The 24,293-nt window shown below is 37.0% G+C and carries 18 protein-coding genes and 1 tRNA gene; 12 read left to right on the top strand and 7 right to left on the bottom strand.

Annotated elements, in window-relative coordinates:
- Positions 1-43: 43 nt before the first annotated feature.
- Genes sprA through ACILP5_RS08545 form a run of 6 tightly spaced genes read left to right on the top strand, consistent with a single transcriptional unit; the run spans position 44 to position 10,546 of the window.
- The gene (gene sprA / locus ACILP5_RS08570; RefSeq protein WP_395618245.1) at positions 44-7,015 is read left to right on the top strand and encodes a cell surface protein SprA; all 6,972 of its coding nucleotides are present in this window, start codon (positions 44-46) and stop codon (positions 7,013-7,015) included.
- 60 nt (positions 7,016-7,075) lie between these two features.
- Positions 7,076-7,456, top strand: a complete 381-nt coding sequence (gene gcvH, locus ACILP5_RS08565; protein WP_395618244.1) for a glycine cleavage system protein GcvH — start codon at positions 7,076-7,078, stop codon at positions 7,454-7,456.
- 44 nt (positions 7,457-7,500) lie between these two features.
- Positions 7,501-8,793 (top strand): dihydroorotase, encoded by a 1,293-nt coding sequence (locus ACILP5_RS08560; RefSeq protein ID WP_395618243.1) that lies wholly within the window; start codon positions 7,501-7,503, stop codon positions 8,791-8,793.
- Entirely contained in the window at positions 8,783-9,304 is a 522-nt protein-coding gene (locus tag ACILP5_RS08555; RefSeq protein WP_395618242.1) for a hypothetical protein, read from the top strand. Before ACILP5_RS08560 ends, ACILP5_RS08555 begins: the two co-directional genes overlap by 11 nt.
- 5 nt (positions 9,305-9,309) lie before the next feature.
- Positions 9,310-9,855: a DUF4199 domain-containing protein gene (locus ACILP5_RS08550; RefSeq protein WP_395618241.1), complete on the top strand. Its 546-nt coding sequence runs from the start codon at positions 9,310-9,312 to the stop codon at positions 9,853-9,855.
- 1 nt (position 9,856) lies between these two features.
- A complete protein-coding gene (locus tag ACILP5_RS08545) occupies positions 9,857-10,546 on the top strand; it encodes an ABC transporter permease subunit (RefSeq protein WP_395618240.1) in 690 nt (229 codons plus the stop codon).
- Here ACILP5_RS08545 and ACILP5_RS08540 read toward each other — a convergent pair.
- The 5 genes from ACILP5_RS08540 to ACILP5_RS08520 are packed head-to-tail and all read right to left on the bottom strand — an operon-like array spanning position 10,539 to position 15,624.
- Complete coding sequence (locus ACILP5_RS08540) at positions 10,539-11,141, bottom strand: ATP-binding cassette domain-containing protein (RefSeq protein ID WP_395618239.1); 603 nt, start codon at positions 11,139-11,141, stop codon at positions 10,539-10,541. The two genes, ACILP5_RS08545 and ACILP5_RS08540, sit on opposite strands and share 8 nt — an antisense overlap.
- Before the next feature lie 6 nt (positions 11,142-11,147).
- The gene (lpxA, locus tag ACILP5_RS08535) at positions 11,148-11,918 is read right to left on the bottom strand and encodes an acyl-ACP--UDP-N-acetylglucosamine O-acyltransferase (protein WP_395618238.1); all 771 of its coding nucleotides are present in this window, start codon (positions 11,916-11,918) and stop codon (positions 11,148-11,150) included.
- Between the two features lie 10 nt (positions 11,919-11,928).
- The gene (locus ACILP5_RS08530) at positions 11,929-13,323 is read right to left on the bottom strand and encodes a bifunctional UDP-3-O-[3-hydroxymyristoyl] N-acetylglucosamine deacetylase/3-hydroxyacyl-ACP dehydratase (RefSeq protein WP_395618237.1); all 1,395 of its coding nucleotides are present in this window, start codon (positions 13,321-13,323) and stop codon (positions 11,929-11,931) included.
- A gap of 8 nt (positions 13,324-13,331) precedes the next feature.
- On the bottom strand, positions 13,332-14,339 hold the full coding sequence (gene lpxD, locus ACILP5_RS08525; RefSeq protein WP_395618236.1) for a UDP-3-O-(3-hydroxymyristoyl)glucosamine N-acyltransferase: 1,008 nt from the start codon (positions 14,337-14,339) through the stop codon (positions 13,332-13,334).
- 40 nt (positions 14,340-14,379) lie between these two features.
- Positions 14,380-15,624 (bottom strand): HD domain-containing protein, encoded by a 1,245-nt coding sequence (locus tag ACILP5_RS08520; protein ID WP_395618235.1) that lies wholly within the window; start codon positions 15,622-15,624, stop codon positions 14,380-14,382.
- An 87-nt stretch (positions 15,625-15,711) separates the two neighbouring features.
- Between ACILP5_RS08520 and ACILP5_RS08515 the strand changes: the two genes are divergently transcribed.
- A tRNA-Ile gene (locus ACILP5_RS08515) sits at positions 15,712-15,785 on the top strand.
- A gap of 43 nt (positions 15,786-15,828) precedes the next feature.
- Here ACILP5_RS08515 and ACILP5_RS08510 read toward each other — a convergent pair.
- The gene (locus ACILP5_RS08510) at positions 15,829-17,082 is read right to left on the bottom strand and encodes an NRAMP family divalent metal transporter (RefSeq protein ID WP_395618234.1); all 1,254 of its coding nucleotides are present in this window, start codon (positions 17,080-17,082) and stop codon (positions 15,829-15,831) included.
- A gap of 599 nt (positions 17,083-17,681) precedes the next feature.
- Between ACILP5_RS08510 and ACILP5_RS08505 the strand changes: the two genes are divergently transcribed.
- Positions 17,682-18,320 (top strand): hypothetical protein, encoded by a 639-nt coding sequence (locus ACILP5_RS08505; protein ID WP_395618233.1) that lies wholly within the window; start codon positions 17,682-17,684, stop codon positions 18,318-18,320.
- Position 18,321: 1 nt separating this feature from the next.
- Entirely contained in the window at positions 18,322-18,837 is a 516-nt protein-coding gene (locus ACILP5_RS08500; RefSeq protein WP_395618232.1) for a T9SS type A sorting domain-containing protein, read from the top strand.
- Here ACILP5_RS08500 and ACILP5_RS08495 read toward each other — a convergent pair whose 3' ends face one another.
- Positions 18,838-20,895, bottom strand: coding sequence for a PQQ-binding-like beta-propeller repeat protein (locus tag ACILP5_RS08495; protein ID WP_395618231.1), 2,058 nt, complete (start codon positions 20,893-20,895; stop codon positions 18,838-18,840).
- Positions 20,896-21,014: 119 nt separating this feature from the next.
- On the opposite strand from ACILP5_RS08495, the gene rhaT reads away from it, so the two are divergent.
- The 3 genes from rhaT (at position 21,015) to leuD (ending at position 24,293) form a co-directional block, all read left to right on the top strand.
- Positions 21,015-22,067 (top strand): L-rhamnose/proton symporter RhaT, encoded by a 1,053-nt coding sequence (rhaT, locus tag ACILP5_RS08490; protein ID WP_395618230.1) that lies wholly within the window; start codon positions 21,015-21,017, stop codon positions 22,065-22,067.
- Between the two features lie 209 nt (positions 22,068-22,276).
- On the top strand, positions 22,277-23,680 hold the full coding sequence (gene leuC / locus ACILP5_RS08485) for a 3-isopropylmalate dehydratase large subunit (RefSeq protein WP_395618229.1): 1,404 nt from the start codon (positions 22,277-22,279) through the stop codon (positions 23,678-23,680).
- Positions 23,681-23,702: 22 nt separating this feature from the next.
- The gene (gene leuD / locus ACILP5_RS08480; protein ID WP_395618228.1) at positions 23,703-24,293 is read left to right on the top strand and encodes a 3-isopropylmalate dehydratase small subunit; all 591 of its coding nucleotides are present in this window, start codon (positions 23,703-23,705) and stop codon (positions 24,291-24,293) included.

Genomic DNA, 24,293 nt, shown 5'->3' with positions numbered 1-24,293 from the left:
TTCACAAATTGATTCTGTTTCTAAATCTGGTAAAAAACCTAGATTGACCTTAAAAAAACCTAATCGATCGACATCAAAGTCCCCTTTTTCAATTTATTCTAAAAAGCCAAATTCCCTTTATTCTTTTGAATCAGATAATAAATTAGTTATTCAAAAAGATGCGACTGGCTCGACTAATGCAACAGATTTTACCACGTTTAATCGATTGCAAAACCAGGATGTAAATCGAAGCTTTTGGCAAACTTATTCTAAAAGTTTAGACGGCAGCAGTAATTTGAAGTCTAGAGGATTATTCCCTAAAGTTGAATTACCACCATCGATTGATCGAATTTTTGGAGGAACAGAAGTTTCCTTTAAACCTAATGGTTCCTTACTGCTTGATGTGGGTTATATGGGCCAGTATGTGGATAATCCTGCCATTCCCGTTCAATTACGGTATGTAGGTAATCTATTTTTTAACGAACAAGCACAAATTAACTTTCAAGGAAAAATTGGTGATAAGCTGAATTTAAATGTCAATTTTGATACGAAGGCTAGTTTTAATTTTCAAAACCAATTAAAACTGAATTGGAGGACACAAGAAGAAGATATTCTGCAAAATATTGAAGTTGGAAACACTTCCTGGACCTTAAATTCTCAATTGATACCAGGGGTACAGAATTTGTTTGGTGTTAAAACTTTGTTGCGTTTCGGTGCACTCGATATGACAGTCGTGGCTGCTCAGCAACGATCTAAACAGGATTGTATAACGTTAAAGGGTGGAACTCAGGGAAAGAATTTTGAAGTAAGGGTGGATCAATACGATGAGAATCGTCACTTTTTCTTATCCTCCTATTTTAGGAACAATTATGAACGTGCATTAAAGAATTTGCCGGTAATATCTAGTGGAATTACGGTAACCAGGGTAGAAGTATATGTCACAAATCGTACACAAAGCACGGAGACACTTCGTAATTTAGTTTCCTTATATGATTTAGGGGAAGCTAGTCCTTATAATAACACTAACCCTGTTTTTCAACCGGTCAATCCGACTAGTCCAGTTGATAATAAGGCAAATGGAATGTATGCCAAACTACTAGCGGATCCTAATTTAAGAAAGTCCAATGAGGTGACAGATCGTTTAGAATCTACTTATAATCTAAAACGTGGTACAGATTTTGATGTATTAAAAGGAGCAAAACGCTTATCAGAAAGAGAATTTAAATTCAATTCGCAATTAGGGTATATTTCCTTGGTAGCCCCCATACGTAATGATGAGGTTTTGGCCGTATCATATGAGTATACTTTAAACGGCAGAAAGTATAAGGTAGGAGAATTAACCGAAGATTATCAAGCTCGCCAAGACGATGAGGTACTGATTTTAAAAATGCTAAAATCAAGTACTATTCGGAATAACTTGAATTCAGTTTCCACAGGAAAACCACATCCAATGTGGGATTTAATGATGAAAAATATTTATTCATTAAATACCTCCTCTTTAACTAAACAAAATTTTCAGCTAAGAATTGTCTATAAAGACGATGCAACAGGGATAGATAATAGTAATTTAATAGAAGGCGCAAATTTTAAGGATATTCCGTTAGTTAAAGTTTTGGGCTTAGATAAATTGAATTTTGCCGGAGATCCACAACCTGATGGTAACTTTGATTATGTAGAAGATATTACGATTGATGCTAAGAATGGAAAGATTATTTTCCCTGTTCTTGAACCATTTGGGAATAATTTAAGAGCTAAGTTTACGGCGAGTGAGAGTAATTTAGTCGATAAATATGTGTTTGATAAATTGTATTCAGGTACACAAGTTGATGCTGCTCAAATTACGACTAAAAACAAGTTTTTCATTAAAGGATCATTTCAATCTGGGGTTGGTGGGGATATCTCCTTACCATTTGGGGTAGAAGCAAAATCGGTTACGGTGACAGCTGGAGGTCAATCCTTAGCGCCTGGAACAGATTATATCGTGGAGCCACAATCAGGTCGAGTAAAGATAATTAATGAAGGGGTTTTTAGTTCAGGAAGAGAGATTAAGGTTTGTTATGAAAAGCCAGATTTGTTTTCGAACCAAATTAGAACTTTGTTAGGTACACGTCTTGATTATAATTTAGGTAAAAATGTACATTTAGGTGCTACCATTCAGAACATGTCGGAAAGTCCGCCGGCCTTTTTTCGACGGGTGGCCATGGGTAATGAACCGGTGAATAATACCTTAATTGGGTTTGATGCGAGTATCTTGCAAAATTCTCAGGGGCTGACCCGGTTTCTAGATAAGTTACCTTTGATTTCAACTAAGGAGACTTCTGTCATTGATTTTCAGGGAGAGTTCGCTAAGTTAATTCCTAATGTGAATGATCGCGTGCAAGGAAACGCTTTTATTGATGATTTTGAGGCTGCTCGTATCATTTATAATTTAAGTTCACAATCAACACTTTGGAAAGCTGGAGCAACACCTAAATCGTATGTGTCCGCTGGAAATAAATTGGCAGCTGGATTTAATCGAGCTAAAATTTCTGCCTACACGGTGGATGCTAGTATTTATGGACAAGGAGGTTTTGGTTTAGAAGTGCCTGGACTAGATCCTACTAAAGTAAATACCTTTGCATATGAAAGAGTAGTAACTCCAAGAGGTCTGTTCCCGAATAAAGACTTCGCAAATAATATTACCAATTTGCCCATTAATGTATTAGATGTTGCTTATTTCCCTTCGGAGAGGGGCATGTATAATTTTAACCCTAATCTTTCCTCTACAGGTTTATTGCCTACTCCAAGTGCTAATTTTGGGGCAATTACCCGAGCGATTAGTTCTGATACTGATTTTGATAATGCTAATATAGAGCAGTTAGAATTTTGGTTGATGGATCCATTTATTGCCGGAGAAGCAGGGAAAATTCGAGATGGTCTATTTAATAAGAACAATGAGACGGGTGGTAAGTTAGTTTTCCATCTGGGAGATGTTTCAGAGGATTTTATCCCTGATGGCTATTCTAATTTTGAAAATGGCATACCAGCAGGTGAAAAAATCACCTCAGGTACAACGAAGAATATTGAAAAAACAGATTGGGGATTAGCTCCTTCAAGACAGTTTGTCATCAATGCATTTGATAATTCGGCTGGTAGAGAAAAGCAGGATATCGGTTTAGATGGTCTACCAAATAAAGCAGATGATGCTACTGCATTAACGGAAACGACTCATTTTAAAGCCTATTTAGATCAAATAAAAAATCGTGTGTCTGATCCTTTGGCTTTGGTCAGTATACAAAATGATCCAGCAGGAGATGATTTTGATTTTTATTTAAATCAGAAATTTGATGGTACAGAATCGTTAATTCAACGTTATAAGAGTTACTTAGGTATGGAAAACAATAGTCCTACCACAGCCAATCCTTCTAATGTCAATTTCACTGAGGCTAATAGTATTTTGCCAGATCGAGAGGATTTGAACAATGATAATACAGTAAATGATAGTGAAGCCTATTTTGAATATGAAATTGATCTAAAGCCTAATAGCCTACAAATTGGGAATGGTTTTGTAGTGGATAAAATTACAGAGGGTGGAGTTAATTGGTATCTTTTCCGCGTACCCATAAAAGATAAACGTATTTACAAAACACCCGCTGGGGAAATAAATTCCTTTAAATCTATACGTTTTATGCGGATGGTTTTGAAAGATTTTAAGGAGCCTGTTGTATTGAGATTTGCCCAATTACAATTGTCAGGATTCAGTTATCGAAAGTTTATTGGTGAGTTAGATAAACGAAGTGGACAAGATTTGCCTGAGCCATATGATGCTAAATTTCGGGTTTCTAGTGTGAATATTGAAGAGAATGGACCAGCCAATAAAGGGGAGACAGCGATTCCTTATGTGGTTCCACCTGGGTTCGTCAGGGATCAGGATATTACTACCATTAATAACGCTCGATTGAATGAGCAATCTATGAGCCTCTGTGTGGATAATTTGCGCGCTGGAGATGCAAGAGCGGTATTTAAAAATACAATCTTTGATTTTATTAATTACAAACGTTTAAAGATGTTTGTATCGATGCAAAGTCCAGATATGATTAGTGGTCAAGTTAGCGCCTTTCTACGTATCGGTACTGATTTGACAGATAACTATTATGAAATAGAAAATTCAGGTTTAATTCAAACTCAGAGGGGCCAAAGTTTAGACACTGAAATTTGGCCAATGGAGAATGAATTCGACATTGAGTTTGATTTAGTTAAGCAAGTTAAGATCGAGCGAGATAAACAAGGTAAGAGCTTAAATGAGCGTTTTACGATGTTAATTACGAGTTCTACTGGAAAGACGTATAAAATTACGGTAATGGGTAGGCCAGATCAAAGTGCTACGATGGTCACCATGATAGGAGTTCGCAATACGAGTAAAACAAATAAAACATTCTGTGTTTGGGTAAATGAATTGCGCGCTTCTGGTTTTGACCAGACTTCAGGTGAGGCTGCTATAGGTAAATTAGCCATTAAACTGGCTGACATAGGTACGATTCAAATGAATGGTAGTTTTAAAAATTACGGATTTGGAGGAGTTCAAGCTAAAATATCAGAACGCAGTAGAGAGAATAATTTAGAGTATGGAATTACAGCAAATTTAAGTTTAGATAAGCTATTGCCTAAAAATTGGGGTTTTAATATTCCTTTCTTTATTACCTATGACCGCCGAAATATTTCGCCACAATTTGATCCATTTGATCCAGATATTTTTCTTTCTAATTCAATTCAGAAGTTTAATGCTGAAGCTAAAAAGAATGCCTATTTAACTATGGTGGAAGATAATACGGAACGTAAAGGATTTAATTTTTCTAATGTTAAAAAGAATCGAGGGGCTAAGTCTAAGATTTCCTATCCTTGGGATTTCTCGAATTTTACTTTCTCCTATGCCTTTTCCGAAATGTTAAGAACAAGTCCGCTTATTGCAGAATACACACAGTTAAGTCATAAGGGAAGTGTTTTATATGCATATTCAACGTCAGCGCGCTATATAGAACCATTTAAGAAGGCGTCATTCGATTTGATCAAGGATTTCAACCTGAATTTAGTGCCTTCTTCTTTATTAGTTCGACTAGATATGGATCGCAGTTTTATCAAAACTCAGTTGAGAAATTCGGAATTCACTACTTTGGGGGTAGCTCCTCAGTTTGAAAAATATTGGTTCTTTAATAGACAATATGCCTTGAATTGGAATTTGACAAAGTCTATGGTTCTCAATTATAATACCCAAGTTAATTCCATTATTGATGAACCTATCGGAGATTTAGATACTCAGCAAAAGCGAGATTCCGTAATGATTAGCTTGAGAGCCTTGGGTCGCGCCAGAAGTTTTGATCAACAAGCAGGTATGGTTTGGCGTTTGCCATTACAGAAATCTGTTTTAACGGATTGGATGAATGCAGATTATACGCATCGGGTAGGGTACAACTATTTTGCCAATTCATTTGATATTCGAGATTCTTTAGGTTTACCTTTTGGAAACATTATAAAAAATACTCGCGAACAAGCCATCAATGGGAAAGTTGATTTTGTTGCTTTATACAATCGGATTAAAGCCTTACGTTGGGCAAATACTCCTCGCACCTTTGGTAAAAATATCGCTAGAAATCCAGGTGATGAGGAAGATATTGTCATTCCGAGTAAATCTGCCATTAAAGCTGTTACACGTTTATTGTTAACCTTGCGTGGAATTCAAGTCAATTATTCTATTAATGAATCTACCACCTTACCTGGTTTTATGCCTAATCCAGGTAATCTAGGAATGAATTCTATTAATTCAGCTCCTGGATTTGATTTTATCAGTGGAGGGCAAGGCGATGGAATACGATTTAAGGCGGCAGAAAATGGTTGGTTAACACGAAGTACCGTTCAAAATACACCATTTACGCAGTTAAGGAATCAGAAATTAACCTATTCTACTCAATTAGAACCTACGAAAGATTTGCGTATCCAGGTAGATGGAAATTACAATCGAGGTGATAATTACCAAGAATTCTTTAGACCTGATCAAGCTGGAGGGCCATTTAAATCTCAGAGCCCGATTCGCTCAGGTAATTATTCGATGTCATTTTTGTCCTTTATGACTGCTTTCTCTAATTCAGAAGCCATTTTTGAAGAATTTAGGGCTAATCGTTCCGTTTTAATTTCAAGATTAAATAAAGCGAAATCATCTGAAGTAGGAACTTATAATCAAAACTCTCAAGACGTATTAATTCCTGCTTTCTTCGCTGCTTATTCTGGTGTTTCCGCTAATGATGTGAAATTTTCGCCTTTCTACAATATTCCATTACCAAACTGGAAAGTAGATTACAATGGGTTGAATTTGCTTCCTGGAATTAAGAATAAATTCTCTTCATTCACGATAATGCATATGTATTCAAGTACCTATAATGTGGGGAATTTTGTATCGTCGTTAGAGTATGGTCAGTTTGCTACGGATTACATGAATTTGTCCCTTAATAGTTTACTCTATCCTCTTTCCTCTCGTTTTGATCCAGAAACAAATACCTTAATTCCGGTATATGTAATGAGCACGATCTCCTTCGTGGAACGTTTCTCGCCATTAGTTGGGGTTAATGCAGTGACCAAGAGTAAAATATCCTTACGTTTAGAATATAATCAGGATCGTAATGTAGGCTTAAATTTAGCTAATTCACAGGTTGCAGAATTAGCAAATAAGGACATCACAGTGTCTGTCGGATTTACTAAATCCAATATGTTAATTCCTTTTAAGATTAATGGCAGATCTGTTCGTTTGCCTAATGATTTACGATTTAATATGAATTTAACTATCCGGGATACACGTACTTTACAACGAAAATTAGATGCAGAAACGATTGTTACGCAAGGTTTTGTGAATTTTCAATTCCGTCCTCAATTAAGTTATAATGTCAATAATAAATTAACGGTGACGGCTTACTTCGATAAGATGATGAATAATCCATTGGTATCTAACTCCTTCTATCGATCTACTGTAGCGGGTGGTTTTCAAATACGGTATAGTTTAAGTGAATAAATAAAAATCGTTTGCAAAAAATCTAGATTTTAGTGACCTTTGTAAGCAAATAATAATCATATGAATTTTCCAAGTGAATTAAAGTACACTCAAGAACACGAGTGGATTAAAATAGAAGGCGATGTAGCTGTGGTGGGTATCACTGATTTCGCTCAAGGTGAGTTAGGAGATATCGTTTTTGTAGAGGTGGAGACTGTAGGTCAAAGCATTACAAAGGATGGCGTCTTTGGAACGGTAGAAGCTGTTAAAACAGTATCTGATTTGTTCTTACCTGTAGCTGGAGAAATTGTAGAATTTAATACAGCTTTAAACAACAGTCCTGAATTAATAAATTCAGATCCTTATGGAGATGGTTGGGTAGTGAAAATTAAGGCAGCTGATGCTGGTGATCTTTCCCAATTAATGGATGTTGAGACATATAAATCCTTTATCGGACATTGATTTTTAAACCCTGTTAATCAGGGTTTTTTTATAACCAAAAACAAATGCGAATCTTATTCAAACAGCTTTTAATTCAAGATAGTCGGTCTTCCTTCTTCGGTAAGAAAGTTGATTTGCTTTCTGATAATGGTCGATGGATAGAAATTGGAACCACAATTCAATCGAAAGCAGATTTAATCGTTTTAGAAGAAAACCTGGAGTGGTTTCCTTCCGTAGTAGATCTACGTGTGCATAATACGTTGCCAGGTGGTGAACATAGAGAAGATTGGTCAAGTTTGAAAGCCGCCGCTTGGAAGGGTGGGGTATTAGATTTTTTATTATTACCTACAGGTGATCCAGTTCCACAACAGCCTGAGTCTATTCAGTTTATTAAAAATCGCTTAGTTGGTTCTGGTGTTTTATCCTATCCTGTAGCACCCTTAACACTAGAAAATAAATCAGAAAACTTTAGTGATTTGATGGATTTGCATCAAGCAGGTGCCTCTTGGTTTAGTCATGGTGCAGGTGCTTTGCAAGACACCGATTTGATGTTAAAATGTCTTCAGTACTTACAACCATTAAAGGCAAAAGTTATTTCTAGACCTGATGTTGAGGGCTTATCTTTATTTGGCCAAATACACGAGGGGCTACAAAGTACCTTGTTAGGATTGAAAGGGATACCTGTATTAGCAGAAACGTTGCATATAAAACGCGATTTAGACCTTTTATCCTATGTTATTCAGCATTCTTTCGGTTTAGCTCATCCAGAATTTGCGCTACATTTCTCTTGTATTTCTACGGCAGAATCAGTCAGTTTGATTTCAGAAGCACAAAAGGCGGGATTACCTGTAACGGCAGATGTTGCTATATATTCACTAGTATTTACAGAAGATGCTGTTTCTGAGTTTGACACCCTTAAAAAGGTAAATCCTCCATTAAGAACCGAAGCGGATCGTTTAGCTCTATGGAAAGGATTAAAAGAGGGTGTCATTCATTCAGTGGTTTCTGATCATCATCCTGTTGAAGTAGAATGCAAAGAAGTAGAGTTTGATCAAGCATCCTTTGGAACAATAGGACTAGAAACGCTAGCTATCGCCTTTATTCAAGAAGCGAAGAATCAAGGTATAGAAAAATCTGATCTTTATTTATCACATAATCCAAGTTCTTTCTTAGGCATCTCCCAGCCCGAATTAAATGTGGGAGAAGAAATGAAAGGAATGTTAGTAGGGAGAGAAAAGAATACCTATGAAGTAGCTGATATCGTTTCTAAATCGACGAATTCCATATTTATCGGTAATCCCTTTGATTATAAAATCGTGGGAGTATTTAATGGATTAAATCATTCTTATGGTCAATAATTGGTTTACTGAAATAGGTCGATTTACTCTTTATGCCTTAATTTTCGTTGTTTTGATGGTCATGTATGGTCTTCTTTTACAGCAAATAGGAATTATTCCCATTGGTGGAAAGAAGGCACCTACTTTTGTTTTTTTGTTATTTTTTCAATGGTGGTATATTTCACGATTTCCTCAAAATCATCAGGGGGAGAAGAAGCATTTTTTAGTCTATTTTGTCTTGCAATATCTCTTAATTCTTATTACAGCTCTATTTAGTAGCCTATTTTTAAATTATTTCTTTCAAACCGCCACGGGTTTACAAATGTTGGCTTCCTACATCCAGCAGAGTTTGTTAGAGTTAAATTCTTTTAAGGAAGTTATTGTGAGTCAAGAAGGAGGGGAGTATTATAATAGTTTGCATGCTGGAATTAAGTCAATTGATGCTTATAGCATTGCTAGAGATGATTTCTGGCAAAAAATAGCTTTAGGTTTCTTACCAAATTTGTTAATTTCACTTTATTATAAAAAATAAATTTTATGGAGAATACATCCGAATCAACAACTTCATCCTCAATAATCGCCTTAAAATATGGTTTTATAAGTGGATTACTGAGCTTTCTTTTTTCGACTCTTATCAATGTAATGGGATGGGCGGAACAATTTCAAGAATCGATTAGCTGGGTTTCTACGATTTGGTCTTTGGTTTTAGCGGTGACGATTTCCTTTTTATGTTTACGGGAGTATAGAGAGCAGAATGGAGGATATATTAGCTATGGTCAGGGTTTAGGTTTGTCCACCTTATTAGGAGCTATTACTGGATTAGTGGCCGGAGCCTTTAATTACATTTATATTCAATTTATAGACAATACAGTCATTCAACGCCAGATGGACATCGCAAGAGAGCGTATGGAAGATCAAGGTTTAAGCGCCAGTCAAATTCAAAGTGCTGAAGAAATGACCTCGATGTTCTTGAATCCAGGAATTCAATTTGTGATTGTCGTTATTATGAGTGTTGTATTCAATTTTCTTTTGGGCTTGATCGTTTCTGCTGTAGTTAAGAGAGAAAAATCAGTTTTTGAATAGTATGTTCGCTATTTTAAAGAAAGACGTTATGGCCTATTTTAGCTCATTGATGGGCTGGGGTACCATTTCGTCTTTTTTTATTTTGATGGGAATCTATGTTTGGGTGATTGACGGTAATATACTTGATTATGGTTTTGCGGAGTTAACCGTTTTCTTTGATCTAACTCCTTGGTTTTTACTATTTTTTGTTCCTGCGCTTTCGATGAGTAGTTTTTCGGAAGAGACCGATAAAGGAACATTTCAATTATTGCGTTCTCTCCCCATTCGTGTTAATCAAATTTTGGCAGCTAAATACTTAGCTTTGGCCATGATTGTTTTAATGACCTTACTACCGAGCGCTTTATTTGTGCAGAGTATTGCTTCTTTAGGGTTTCCTACAAATAATTTTGATTCGTCTTTAATATGGGGTGGGTTCGCTGCTTTATTCCTATTAACCTTATGTTATGTATTCTTGGACGTATTGGCTTCTAGTTTTACGAAGAAACAACCGGTCGCCTTTATCTTGGGACTTGCTCTGAATTTTGCGATGTGGCAGGGTTCGAAAGAGCTAGGTTTAGAAACTGCCAATTTATACTCGCATTATGATCGAATGAGCATGGGAGTAGTTAATTTCGGAGATCTGCTTTATTTCAGTGGATTTATTCTGGTCGTATGGGGAATCACCAGATGGCGATTGCGTTTTCTTATTTAAAATCCAGTATAGCTATTTTGTCGGTACAAAATTCAATTTCTCTTGCTTCATTCGAGGCAAGTACAATAAGTTTATGTCGCTGTTTCTCTAACTTATCAAAGAACCATTGTTTAGCTTGCTCATCAAAGTTAGTAGTGGGTTCATCTAATAGTAATACAGGTCTATCTGACAAGAGTGCAAAACCCAATTTGATTTTCTGACGCATACCAGAAGAATAGTTCTTTATTAATTTGAAACGGTCAGGCTTTAAATCGATGAAATCTTTTAGTATTTCTAATGTAATCGCTTTAGGTAAATAGGAGTTTTTAACTAAAATTTCGAGGTGTTCTTGAAGGGTATATTCCTCAATTAATTCTACATATGGAGCTGCGTATATAATTTGACTATAAACCAAGTCAGAATCAATCCCTGACATTTTCACTGTTCCTGAATTTGGAAGAGTATATTGAGCGATTAATTGCAATATAGTTGATTTTCCTGAGCCATTAGGGCCAGTTATAGCATACGATTGACCAGATTGGAATGTATAGCTGAAGGACTTGATGACAAATTCTTGCCTAAACTTTTTGAAAAGATTTTCAACAAGAATTTCCATAATACATTAGCCTTTCATAATACCTCTTTCTGAATTTTTTATAAATTCTAGAATTTCATTTCTTTCTGGCGTATTAGGCAATTGTGTTTCGATTTCTTCTATAGCGGCGTTGGTATTTAAACCTTTCAAATACAAAAAGCGGTAGGCTTCTTGAATGACATTAATTTGCTCGTCTGTGTAGTTACGTCGGCGTAAACCTACCGAGTTAATACCTGCATAAGTTAATGGCTCACGACCTGATTTGGTAAAAGGAGGGACATCTTTTCTGACTAGCGATCCACCTGATATCATCACGTGTTGACCAATAGTGGCAAATTGATGGATGGCGGATGAGCCCCCAATAATGGCGAAGTCGCCCACTGTAACGTGTCCTGCCATTTGCACAGAGTTAGCTAAAATGCAGTTATTGCCAATCAAGCAATCATGCGCGACGTGAACATAGGCCATGATAAGGCAATTTTGACCTATGACAGTCTTCATCTTATCAGACGTCCCACGATTAATCGTCACACACTCGCGAATAGTGGAATTGTCACCAATCTCTGCGGTCGTTACCTCCCCTCCAAATTTTAAATCTTGTGGAATGGCTGAAATAACAGCACCAGGAAAAATTTTTACATTTTTACCTATGCGAGCACCTGGATAAATAGTCACATTTGATCCAATCCAAGTTCCTTCACCGATTTCGACATCTGCATGTATAGAGGTAAATGCTTCGATACTAACATTAGCACCAATTTTGGCTTGAGGATCAATATGGGTTAACGGATGAATCATATGAACAATCTTACGATTTACGAACTAAACTAGCTGTCATTTCAGCCTCACACACTACTTGGCCTGCTACATAAGCCTTACCTGTCATTTTTGCAATTCCTCTACGTATAGGTGCCTGTAGCTCACATTTAAAGATAATGGTATCTCCAGGAATGACACTTTTTCTAAAGCGGCAATTTTCTATTCCCACAAGGTATGGCCAATAATTCTCAGGATCTTCTACAGAACTCAAAACAAGGATTCCTCCCGTTTGGGCCATGGCCTCTACCTGCATAACGCCTGGCATAACTGGATTGTTTGGAAAATGACCCATGAAGTAGTTTTCATTCATCGTCACATTCTTAACACCGACCACACTATTATCGTCCAAATAAATGATTTTATCAATCATTTGGAAGGGGTAACGATGCGGTAGAAGTTCATAAACGCGTTCGTGGGTAAAAATAGGTGGCTGCTTAGGGTCGTAGGTCGGTACTTTATTCTTCTCTGCGTCTAACATCAATTTCTTGATCTTACGTGCCAGCTCTACGTTAGAAGCGTGACCTGGACGGGAAGCTAAAATTTGCGCCTTAATCGGGCGACCCACTAAAGCTAAATCTCCCATTAAATCCAGTAATTTATGGCGAGCCATTTCATTACTGAAGTGCAAGTTCGTATTATTTAAAATACCCGCTTCTTTAGAAACAGAGACTTTAGGTTTACCTAAAACTTCGGATAAATGGGCTAATTCAGCTTCTGAATAATCTTTATCTGCAATTACAATAGCGTTATTTAAGTCTCCGCCTTTAATTAAGCCTGCCTTGTAAAGGACTTCTATTTCATGCACGAAACAGAAGGTTCTACACATAGAAAAGTCTTTTTCAAATTGTGATACGTGGCTTAAATTAGCGTGTTGACTTGATAAAAATTTAGAATTATAATCCACCATAACCGCCATGCGGTAATCGTTTAGCGGTAAAGCCGCTAGTTCAATTCCATTTTCTAAATCTTTGAATCGCACTTCTTCTGTAATTTCAAAGAATTTACGGTGCGCATCTTGTTCCACCGGAACGGCGTCCTTTAAAGCCTCAACAAATTTGATTGAACTACCATCCATGATGGGAGGTTCTGGACCATCTAATTGTATTAATATATTATCAACTTCCAGACCTACAAGTGCCGCTAAAACATGCTCCACTGTGTTAATTCTAGCTCCGTTGTGTTCAATGGTTGTTCCACGAGAAGTATCAACTACATAGTCCACGTCTGCATCTGCAATAGGTTGACCGGGTAAATCAACACGTTGGAATTTGATTCCATGGTTTGCAGGAGCGGGTAAAAAAGTAAGGTTGGCAACTATGCCAGTATGTAAACCTACACCTGATAGGGTTACAGCCTTGGTAATAGTATGTTGCTTATTATTCATACTCGAGATTAAGATTCTAATCGTTTTAATAAATCCGGCAATTGACGTAAAAAAGCATTACGTTTCAAATATTCACTGTTAGGGGAGGCCGGCGTTCCACCTAGTATTTGTCCTTCTTTTCGGACCGTTTTTGTTACCCCTGATTGAGCGGTAACAATTGTTTTATCTGCTATGGTAATGTGTCCAGCTACACCCACTTGGCCGCCAATTAAGCAATTTTTGCCAATTTTAGTTGAACCAGAAATACCTGTTTGAGCAGCAATAGCGGTGTTTTCACCCACTTCCACATTGTGAGCTATTTGAACCAAATTATCAATTTTAACTCCTTTTGAGATTAAAGTTGATCCCATTGTTGCGCGGTCAATAGTCGTATTTGCACCTATGCTTACTCCATCTTCTAGTACTACGTTTCCTAATTGAGGGATGGTGGAAAATGTACCATCAGGCTGAGGTGCGAAACCAAATCCATCAGAACCAATAACGGAATTCGCATGAATTGTGCAATTATTTCCAATGATCGTATCATTGTAAATGACTGCCCCTGGATAAATAACACAGTTATCACCGATTGTCACTTTATTTCCTATCGTTACATGTGCAGCGATATACGTATCGTTTCCTATAATACTACCATTGCCTATGCTTGAAAACTGACCTAAATAGAGGTTTAATCCTTTTTTTACATTATCTGCAATATAACTGGGTTGCTGAATTCCTGTTTCTTTAACGCTGGTAAATTCTTGGTATTTTTGTAGTAATACAGTGAAGGCACTATATGGATCTTGTACCCTTATTAAGGTAGCTAGAGGTTTCTCTTTTAAGACTAAATCGTTAGCAATAATAATTGCGGTTGACTTAGATCGATATAAATAGGATTCATATTTAGGATTTGCCAGAAAGGAAATACTGCCCGATTCTCCTTCTTCTATTTTATTAAACGCCGTGATACTCGCTGATCCATCGCCATCTACTGTTCCTTTAATTAATTGGGCTATTTGATTAACAGTAAATTTCATTCGGTCAAACGATGTTTAATTTGGGCAATGAGAATTTTCACTAGCTCAATTCTCCTTGCAAATATACGCTCTTTGGGCAACAAAAATAGTATTTTTTTACAATCTTACTTAATGCTTGTATGGTCGGTAAATCGGACGCTTCTAGTAACTCGACCACTTGTCCTTGTTTGTCGACCATTTTGATGGTATTGTCTCCCTGAACATAAGCAGCATTGGAAGTAGAGCCCTCTACGACGAAGTAAGATAACTCTTCATCAGTAATGCCATATTCTCGTTTAATGTTCTCCTCTATTTCTACTCTTTTTGCTTTTGGAAGTGGTTGAGAGCCTAATTTGCAAGTGAATAATTTTCTTGCCAAAAAATGGGAACACAAATGCTTAAGAATTTTGTCGCTGGCATTTTTCCATTCTTTGATGGCAGCCCACACATCGTGATCATCCAATTCGGTGAAAGCAATTAAGAGACTTTCTTGAGAAGAGAATTCTTCCCAGGTGTATGTACCTTTAAGAAATGTCTTTAACGGGCTGGAACAAGGGAGTTTTTGGCCCTCTGCTATCAAGAATTTAGCCCGGCGCAAAATTTGAATTAACATCGTTTCTGCTGCGATGGCCGTTTTATGTAAATATACCTGCCAATACATTAAACGGCGGGCCATCAAAAAGTTTTCTGTAGAATAAATACCTTTCTCTTCGATGACCAATTGCTCATTATTCAAGTCCATCATACTTAGTAATCGCTCAGATCCTATAAAACCTTCGCGGACACCCGTGTAAAAAGAATCGCGACTTAAATAATCTAAGCGGTCTACATCTAACTGAGAAGACACTAATTGATGGAAAAATTTACGTGGATATTTATTTTCAAAAATCTCGATGGCAAGACTTAATCTGCCCTTGAAATGTTGATTCAATTTAGCCATTAACAGGGTAGATACATCCTCATGTTTTACCTCATTTAATAAAGTATATTCTAAAACATGTGAAAAAGGACCGTGGCCAATATCGTGTAATAAGATGGCGATTTCGGCCGCTTCACGCTCTTCGGTGGATATCGAATACCCTTTTGCTTTTAAATTATCTAAAACTTGATCCATTAAGTGCATGGCCCCTAATGCATGATGAAAACGCGTATGATGTGCACCCGGGTATACAAATTCAGCTAAACCTAATTGCTTAATGCGCTTAAGTCGCTGAAAATAAGGGTGATCGATTAGTTCAAGAATTAATGGATTATTGATTTTAATAAAACCATAAATCGGATCATTAATAATTTTAGTCGGATACATGGGATATTCTTTTCCGAAATTTAGCTAAAAAGGTTAGTATTCCTTAATTTTGTACCACATTGAATTCCTTAAAAGGATGTACAATGCGGACTTGTAGCTCAGTTGGTTAGAGCATCTGACTCATAATCAGGGGGTCCATGGTTCGAGCCCATGCTGGTCCACTCTTTTTTTTTACCATACTCTTGTCAGGAGAGTATGGTTTTTTTATGCGATAAATTCAAGGTAGAGTAACGCTAACGCTGCGATCGTCATGATAATAAATGCGCCAATTCCTAAAACATTAGAAAGAACGCTATTCGTATTTTCACCCATGATTTCTTTATTGTTCGAAATATGTAAGATGATGGCAATTAAAACGGGAGCCGTCATTCCATATAAAATGGCGGTGTAGATCAGAGCATTTATGGGAGTTATGCCCACGTAATTTAAGGAGAGGCCTACTAGAAGAGAAAATGCAATGATGGAATAGAAGCCTTTGGCCTCATGAAACTTTTTATTTAGTCCTTGTTCCCAACCAAACGTTTCTGTGAAAATATAAGAGAGAGAGCCACTTAAAACAGGGATAGCTATTAACCCTGTTCCAATTATACCAACAGCAAATAACAAGTAAGCTAAATCACCTGCTAATGGTTTCAAAGCCATGGCAGCCTGCTCAACTGTATCAATTTGATGAATACCGCTCTTATACAAAACGGTACCTGTGGTTAAAATGATAAAATACATAACAAAGCCAGAAAAAGTCATCCCAAAATCAACGTCTTGTTCCATTTCATGAATAATCCGTTTATTCACCATTAGCTTTTTATGGACATTCATTTCCTCCACTTCCACTGAGGCTTGCCAAAAGAATAAATAGGGAGAAATAGTAGTACCTAAAATACCCACTAAAATAGCGATGTACTCTTTTGTGAATTGAATTTCAGGGATAAATGTCGCAGTCAAAATCTCCTTTATATCTTGTTTGTATAGGAATGGAACAACAAAATAAACTAGCATGACGATGCATAAATACTTGAGGGTAGCTGCGATTTTAGCATAAGGCAGATAGATAATAAGGCCGATTAAAAGAATGGTAAATAGAACACTGAAGTAACTTTGATCAATCGATGGGAATAATAAGTTAGCCACGGCCCCCATCCCAGCAATATCTGCACCTATATTCATAATGATGGCTGGGAAACTGAAAAGTAACATCAGATAAAGTACTGGCTTAGGGTAATGCTTTTTAAGTGTACCAGTTAATCCTTGTTTTGTTACTAATCCAATTCTGGCACACATTTGCTGGATGGCAGCCATTAATGGGAAGGCAATTATAGCTGTCCAAAGAGTTGAAAGACCAAAACCTGCACCTGCTTGTGAATAGGTTGCTATTCCCGAAGGATCGTCATCGCTAGCTCCAGTTACTAAGCCTGGTCCTAAAAGCTTCCAAAAGCGAGTAATCCTTTTTTTTATTTCCATTTAATTTATCAGTATAGTGGTAATTTACTAAGTATTGATTTTACATCATTATATTTTAGTACATTACATTTGTATCTAACCACTTCATAATGCTGTTTCTATTCCAATCGATTTTTGTCATGACACTATTTACTAGTTTTATGACTCCTTCGATCATATTCTTGAAATCACGAGGTTCCTTATTCGCTAACCCTAACATCTATTTAGCGATTCTATTTTTTATTTCTGGGATTTATTGCCTAACCATTTATTCCATGTCTCTGGGGCAGAGTATGCTTTTTACCGTTTTATTATTTGGCAATTTCTCTTCTCTTTATTTTCTGATAGGGCCTTTGTTGTTTTTCTATTTGAGAAGCCTTAGAAATGGAAATACCAAATTATACTGGACGGATATATGGCATTTAATTCCTTTTATACTCGTCTTTATAGACACAATTCCCTATTATTTTTCACCATATGCGTATAAAATAGCTGTGGTAAGGCAGGTTTTCAGTAATTGGACTGCCATTTTCTCTATCAAACTTGGTCTCCTATTTAGCGCTTCTCATCTTTATATTCTACGGCCTCTCTTGTTGACATTTTACACTGTTTGGGGTTTAATGTATCTGAAAAAAAATAAATTATACTTCTTTGAGGTTACTAAAGTAGGTAGGTGGTTAGTTATTTTTCTACTTTTACAATGGTTAGTTTTTGTAGGAATGAGTTCTGTTTTTTTTGGCGTTTGGTTAGAGAACAATTGGTTTTTCTCCTATTTAAATCATCCCAATGAAATAAAATATATTTCCCTGATTGCGTATGTGTTGATGGTTTTTACCCTTTATTTCTTTCCTCAGGTGATTTATTTAAATGTGGATCGATTTAAAAGGAATTTAAATCCGCAGGATGCCTATTGGTGGAAGATGGATCAGACGTTAAATGCAGTTTATATATTTGATAGGCCATATTTAAAACCTTTTTTGACTTTGGATCAATTCGGGGAATTAGTCCAAATAGATAAAGCTGTTTTAACTGATTTTTTTGAACTTTATCTTTTCACTAACTTTACTGATGAGATGAATCGTTTGCGAATACAGTTTGCGAAGCATTTAATTAAGAAAAGATTTGAGGAAAATGTTTGTTTAGACAATCTCTATTTGGATTCAGGTTTTGATTGTCAGGCAGATTTAACTTATTTTTTCGTTGAGTTTGAAGGCGTAAGTGTAGATGAATATTTAACAAGTCTTAATCATAATAATTAATATGAAAAGTTCTCTTTTTGCGGTTTTAATGCTTGCTTTTACCCAATTTGCTTATTCTCAGAAGGTGATGAGTTCCTCTATCGGTTCCGGTGGTTCTACAACCATGGTAGATGGAAAATATTATTCCCAAATCATTGGACAACAGAGTGCCGTTACGGGAACCTCTACGAAGGGTGGTGTAATTGTCCGCCAGGGATTTAAGCAGCCTTCTTTATTAGAAAGAAGTATTGCTGCCTCGGGTATTAAGTTGAATGTTCAGGAAGAAAATCCGATTACCTACACTGCTTTTCCGAATCCTTTTGTGGATAAATTAACAATTGGATTCTCCGTACCAAGTACAAAGCCAACTTTTGTGGCCATTTATGATCAATTAGGATCGGTTATTTACCAACATACCTATGAAGCGCCTATTAAAGAAATTGTATTCACAGACTTTTCAGGTATTCGTGTAGGTAAGTATATTTTACATGTGATTTCCTCAGGAAAACCTTTTTCAACCACGATTGTAAAAGAATAGTTATAGGCTGAATGCCACATATTTATTGCCTTTGGGCGTTCCTAATTTGGTTCCTCCGCAAGCAATGACAATGTATTGTTTACCATTTACTGAATAGGTAGATGGAGTTGCGAAAGCTGCTGCTGGCAAGGTAATTGTACGTAGCAGCTTTCCTGTTTTACTTGCATAAATGCGCATTTTTCCATCTTTAGCTGCTCCAATTATTAAAAGTCCACTGGCAGTTACAATCGGTCCACCATAATTTTCTGCTCCGGTACCCGTGATTCCTTGTTGAGCTAGTGTGGGTTCGTCTCCAAAAGGTATTTTCCAGAGGTATTTTCCTGTATTTAAATCAATGGCATTAAGCGTTCCCCAGGGCGGGCTCAGTGCCGGTAATCCTTTGGAATCTAAAAATTTATTATATCCTGTCATTTGGTATGGAGGGACGTAATTTATTGATGCAGAAGTGACTACTTCTTTAGGAGTTTCATTTAAAATAAAGGCTAGGATATTCTCTTTTTCTTCTTTTGAGAGCTGATTAAATCCAGGCATCATTCCTTTTCCATTATTAATTATTTGTTTGATATAGTTCTTTGATCTTTTTGTTGTTATTTCTAATAGGGAAGGGTATCCACTTAAGGGATTACCTTTTCTATCTGATCCATGGCATGATTGACAATTTGTTTGATAGGCTTTTTCGCCAGGATTAAGACTATTCATTTTAGTTGGAACCATCTTTTGGATCCATCCCATTTCATTGCTATTAACATATAGAATTCCGTCAGGGTCTGCTGCTGCGCCGCCCCATTCGCCACCACCATCAAATCCGGGTAAAATCAGATTTCCTTTTTCGCTAGGTGCATCATGCCATCCTCTGTTTAATGAAGCTAAAGTCTTCACTAGTTCTTCTTTATTTTCTGAATAAGGGTTAATATCATTGTTCTGAATTTCAGAGGATAATCTAGCAAAAGGTTTCGGGATAAGGGGAAATGGTTGTGTTAACCAAGCATTTTCACCTTTTAATAAAGAACCGTTCACTTTTTTCTCTATGATAGGAAATAGGGGTTTTCCACTAACCCGATCAAAAAGAAATACGAAACCCTGCTTCGTGATTTGAGCAACTGCTGCTATTTTTTTTCCTTTATGTATAACGTTGATTAAATTAGGAGGAGCAGGTAAATCACGATCAAATAGATCGTGGTGAGTAGTTTGAAAATGCCAAAGTCGTTTCCCCGTTTTAGCATCAAGGGCAATTAGGCTATTCGAAAATAAGTTAGATCCTTTTCGATTTCCTCCGTAGAAATCATATCCTGCAGATCCTGTAGGCACAAATAGGATACCTCTTTCTATATCTACTGCCATTCCAGCCCAATTATTTGCGGCTCCGATGTGCGTATTGAGATATGCATCCTTTGGCCATGTTTCAAAACCTTTTTCCCCTGGATAAGGAATCGTATGGAAGGTCCAGGCTAACTTACCCGTTATTACATCAAAGGCACGAATGTCTCCAGGGGCTGCATCCGCACCTTCAGAAAGACGAACAGGCATTATTATGAGGTTGTGGTAAATGGTACCAGGTGTATTGGAAATGATGAATTTATTAGCTGCTATGGGAGGTAAGCCTAGATGTAGATCTATTTTGCCTTGATTTCCAAAACTGCTGATTGGTTTTCCAGTCTCCGCATTCAGAGCCCAAAGATTTGGTCCTGCTGTATATAAGATTCTTTTTTCTCTTCCATTTGTCCAAAAACTAACACCTCTAGACGTGCTTGCCCAGTTTTTCAATGGATCGCCAAATCGCCAAATTTCGCGACCCGAAGATGCATCCAATGCAAATGCCTGCACTGAGGCACTAACTCCATAGAGGATTCCTTTGACGATAAGTGGATTCACTTGCATTTGACCAGAATCAGGTAAGCTATATTCCCATGCCACCTTTATTTGATCCACATTGCTTGGATTAATTTGTGTGAGCGTTGAATAATGGTTTCGGTCGGCTCCACCTAAATATTCTGACCAATCCTCAGATGAGGAGAAAGCTAGGGCGATTATAGCTAAGAAGAGTACTCTTTTATACATAAATATTCAATATATAATGCTAGTTTAGTGTGATTTTAGCTTTATTCCTTGATAAAATTAAATTATTTGCACTTTTGGTCATTTCAAATTCACTTAGAGGATACAATAAATTTATAGTTATGGGTTCAATTTTAGGTCTTTTCTTTCATTCCTTGGGTGGATTTGCTTCAGGTAGTTTTTATATTCCTTATCGGAAGATTCAAGTATGGTCATGGGAAAGTGCTTGGATTGTGGGTGGGGTATTTTCGTGGTTAATTGTTCCTTTGCTTGCAGCTTGGTTAACAATTCCCGACTTTATGAATATTATTCAAACGATAGATTCTGATACTTTTTTTTGGACCTTTGTGTTTGGTGTTTTATGGGGAATAGGTGGCCTAACTTTTGGATTGGCGATGCGTTATTTAGGGATGTCCTTGGGTATGTCTATTGCCTTGAGTTTATGCAGTATTTTCGGCGCTTTAGTCCCACCTATCTATAGAGAAATAGCTGGGGTAGATGGAGATACCATATCTCACATTGTGGGAAGTACAGGCGGTCAAGTGGTATTGTTAGGGATATTAGTTTGTGTTTTCGGCATTTTCTTATGCGGTAGAGCAGGGATGATGAAGGAAGGGGAGTTGTCGCAAGAACAGAAACAAGAGACGATAAAAGAGTTTAGTTTAACGAAAGGTCTGATTGTTGCCACTATTTCAGGTCTTTGTTCCGCATGTTTTAATTTTGGAATAGAGGCTGGAAAGGATATGGCAGATGTAGCTGTTGCGAAAGGCTGTGATCCTTTATTTCAAAACAACGTTATTTTTATCGTGGTTTTATGGGGTGGTTTCTTAACAAATTTTGTCTATTGTATGTATTTGAATTTTTCAAATAAGTCATTTGGTGATTATTTGAATGCTTCAGCGCCTTTAAAAATGAACTATCTGTTCGCCGCTGTAGCAGGTACTACCTGGTTTTTACAATTTTTCTTTTATGGAATGGGTGAGAGTAATTTAGGGAATGGCGCCAGTTCATGGATTTTACACATGGCGACCATTATTATTACCTCTAATTTTTGGGGACTTTATTTCAAGGAATGGAAAGGTGTATCCTCTAAAACCATGCGTACCGTTATCGGGGGTATTGTGGTGATCCTTATATCTGTTATCATTGTAGGTATCGGTAATTCCATCCATTAATGTTAATTTCAAATGGATTAATTTGTTCTCTAAAATGAACAAGTTGAAGAAGAATTTCATTTAATTTTATTTCGCATTCATCTCTGTTAACCTATCATTTATTTGGCAAAATATCAGTTAAACAGTTGATTTGCTTTGCATTTTTGCAAAAAAAACGCGATTTTTGTAGCTTAATTTTAATTAAAGCGCCTTTTAAATTAATTTATATAATGAGTAATTCCCCAACAACCTTATTTGATAAAGTATGGGATTCACACGTAGTTCGTAAAATTGCTGATGGTCCTGATGTTTTCTTTATTGATCGACATTTTATTCATGAAGTAACCTCTCCAGTAGCTTTTTTAGGTTTAGAAACACGCGGTATTGGCGTATTATTCCCTGAGCGTACGTTTGCGACAGCTGATCATAATACACCTACGATTAACCAACATTTGCCTGTTGAGGATCCTCTTTCAGCAAATCAATTGCTTCAATTAGAGAAGAATACCGCGAAATATGGTATTTCACATTGGGGTTTAGGAAATCCTAAAAATGGTATTGTTCACGTGGTAGGGCCTGAAAATGGTATTACGTTGCCAGGTATGACGATTGTTTGCGGGGATTCTCATACATCGACACACGGTGCATTTGGTGCCATTGCTTTTGGTATTGGTACTTCTGAAGTAGAGATGGTTCTTTCATCGCAATGTATTATGCAGCCGAAGCCTAAGAAAATGCGTATTAATGTAAATGGGGCTTTAGGAAAAGGAGTTACGCCTAAAGACGTAGCCTTATACATTATTTCTAAATTAACTACTTCAGGCGCCACGGGATATTTCGTTGAATATGCCGGAGATGTTTTTGAAAAAATGTCAATGGAAGGCCGTATGACGGTTTGTAATCTAAGCATTGAAATGGGAGCTCGAGGAGGTATGATTGCACCGGATCAAACCACATTTGACTATATCGAGGGACGTGAATTAGCGCCTAAAGGTGCTGATTGGGACAAACAATTAGCGTATTGGAAAACGTTAAAAACGGATGTAGGGGCAACTTTTGATGAGGAGATTACTTTCTCTGCATCTGATATTGAACCGATGATTACCTACGGTACTAACCCTGGAATGGGAATGGGCATCTCTAAGCAAATTCCCAATGCGGATGAGGTAGAAGGTGGTGTAGCTACCTATGAGAAATCCCTAGAGTATATGGGTTTTGCGCAGAATGATTCTATGATTGGAAAAAAGGTCGATTACGTATTTATAGGATCTTGTACGAACGGTCGTATCGAAGACTTTCGTGCATTTGCATCCATAGTAAAAGGTCGTAAGAAATCGGAACATGTGACGGCTTGGGTGGTACCAGGTTCTCACATAGTTGAGGCTCAAATTAGAGAAGAAGGTATATACGATATTTTAACAGAAGCTGGTTTTGCACTTCGTCAACCAGGCTGTTCTGCTTGTTTAGCTATGAACGACGACAAGATTCCTGCAGGTAAATATGCGGTAAGTACATCTAATCGTAATTTTGAAGGTCGTCAAGGACCAGGATCACGAACCTTGTTAGCTAGTCCATTAGTTGCTGCGGCAGCTGCCATCACAGGGGTTGTAACTGACCCTAGAGAATTTTTATAAGATCGAATAAATACAAAGCATTATGGCTTACGATAGTTTTAATATATTAAATAGTTCTGCAGTGCCACTTCCAATTGAGAATGTGGATACAGACCAAATCATCCCAGCGCGTTTCTTGAAAGCAACAGAGCGTACTGGTTTTGGGGATAATTTATTTAGAGATTGGCGTTATGACAAGAATGATGCGCCTAAGACAGATTTCGTTTTAAATAATCCAACTTATTCAGGTAAGATTTTAGTTGGAGGTAAGAACTTTGGTTCTGGCTCTTCCCGTGAGCACGCTGCCTGGGAGATTTATGATTACGGTTTTCGTTGTGTAGTTTCGTCCTTCTTTGCGGATATTTTCCGTGGAAATGCCATTAACGTAGGTGTCTTACCTGTTCAAGTAAGTCCAGAATTCCTACATGAGATTTTTACAGCTATTGAGGCTGATCCTAAAGCAGAGTTAGAGGTAAATCTTCCTGATCAAACAATCACGATAGTAGCGACAGGAGCATTTGAAAAATTTGCGATCAACGGTTACAAGAAAAATAATTTATTGAATGGTTTCGATGATATCGACTATTTACAGGCGATGAAGTCTGAAATTGATACGTTTGCAGTTAACCGCTAA

Origin of the sequence: Aquirufa sp., assembly GCF_044239315.1 — a bacterium.
GTDB lineage: Bacteria > Bacteroidota > Bacteroidia > Cytophagales > Spirosomataceae > Aquirufa.
Note: the sequence above shows the minus strand (reverse complement) of the source record. Positions and strands in the feature narration are given on the sequence as shown.

Coding starts and splice junctions, on each gene's coding strand:
- lpxA (WP_395618238.1), bottom strand. CDS start 11,918: ATGATTCATCCGTTAACCCATATTGATCCTCAAGCCAAAATTGGTGCT.
- leuD (WP_395618228.1), top strand. CDS start 23,703: ATGGCTTACGATAGTTTTAATATATTAAATAGTTCTGCAGTGCCACTT.
- gcvH (WP_395618244.1), top strand. CDS start 7,076: ATGAATTTTCCAAGTGAATTAAAGTACACTCAAGAACACGAGTGGATT.
- ACILP5_RS08500 (WP_395618232.1), top strand. CDS start 18,322: ATGAAAAGTTCTCTTTTTGCGGTTTTAATGCTTGCTTTTACCCAATTT.
- ACILP5_RS08505 (WP_395618233.1), top strand. CDS start 17,682: ATGTATCTGAAAAAAAATAAATTATACTTCTTTGAGGTTACTAAAGTA.
- ACILP5_RS08540 (WP_395618239.1), bottom strand. CDS start 11,141: ATGGAAATTCTTGTTGAAAATCTTTTCAAAAAGTTTAGGCAAGAATTT.
- leuC (WP_395618229.1), top strand. CDS start 22,277: ATGAGTAATTCCCCAACAACCTTATTTGATAAAGTATGGGATTCACAC.
- ACILP5_RS08530 (WP_395618237.1), bottom strand. CDS start 13,323: ATGAATAATAAGCAACATACTATTACCAAGGCTGTAACCCTATCAGGT.
- rhaT (WP_395618230.1), top strand. CDS start 21,015: ATGGGTTCAATTTTAGGTCTTTTCTTTCATTCCTTGGGTGGATTTGCT.
- ACILP5_RS08495 (WP_395618231.1), bottom strand. CDS start 20,895: ATGTATAAAAGAGTACTCTTCTTAGCTATAATCGCCCTAGCTTTCTCC.
- ACILP5_RS08510 (WP_395618234.1), bottom strand. CDS start 17,082: ATGGAAATAAAAAAAAGGATTACTCGCTTTTGGAAGCTTTTAGGACCA.
- ACILP5_RS08555 (WP_395618242.1), top strand. CDS start 8,783: ATGGTCAATAATTGGTTTACTGAAATAGGTCGATTTACTCTTTATGCC.
- ACILP5_RS08550 (WP_395618241.1), top strand. CDS start 9,310: ATGGAGAATACATCCGAATCAACAACTTCATCCTCAATAATCGCCTTA.
- ACILP5_RS08520 (WP_395618235.1), bottom strand. CDS start 15,624: ATGTATCCGACTAAAATTATTAATGATCCGATTTATGGTTTTATTAAA.
- ACILP5_RS08545 (WP_395618240.1), top strand. CDS start 9,857: ATGTTCGCTATTTTAAAGAAAGACGTTATGGCCTATTTTAGCTCATTG.
- ACILP5_RS08560 (WP_395618243.1), top strand. CDS start 7,501: ATGCGAATCTTATTCAAACAGCTTTTAATTCAAGATAGTCGGTCTTCC.
- lpxD (WP_395618236.1), bottom strand. CDS start 14,339: ATGAAATTTACTGTTAATCAAATAGCCCAATTAATTAAAGGAACAGTA.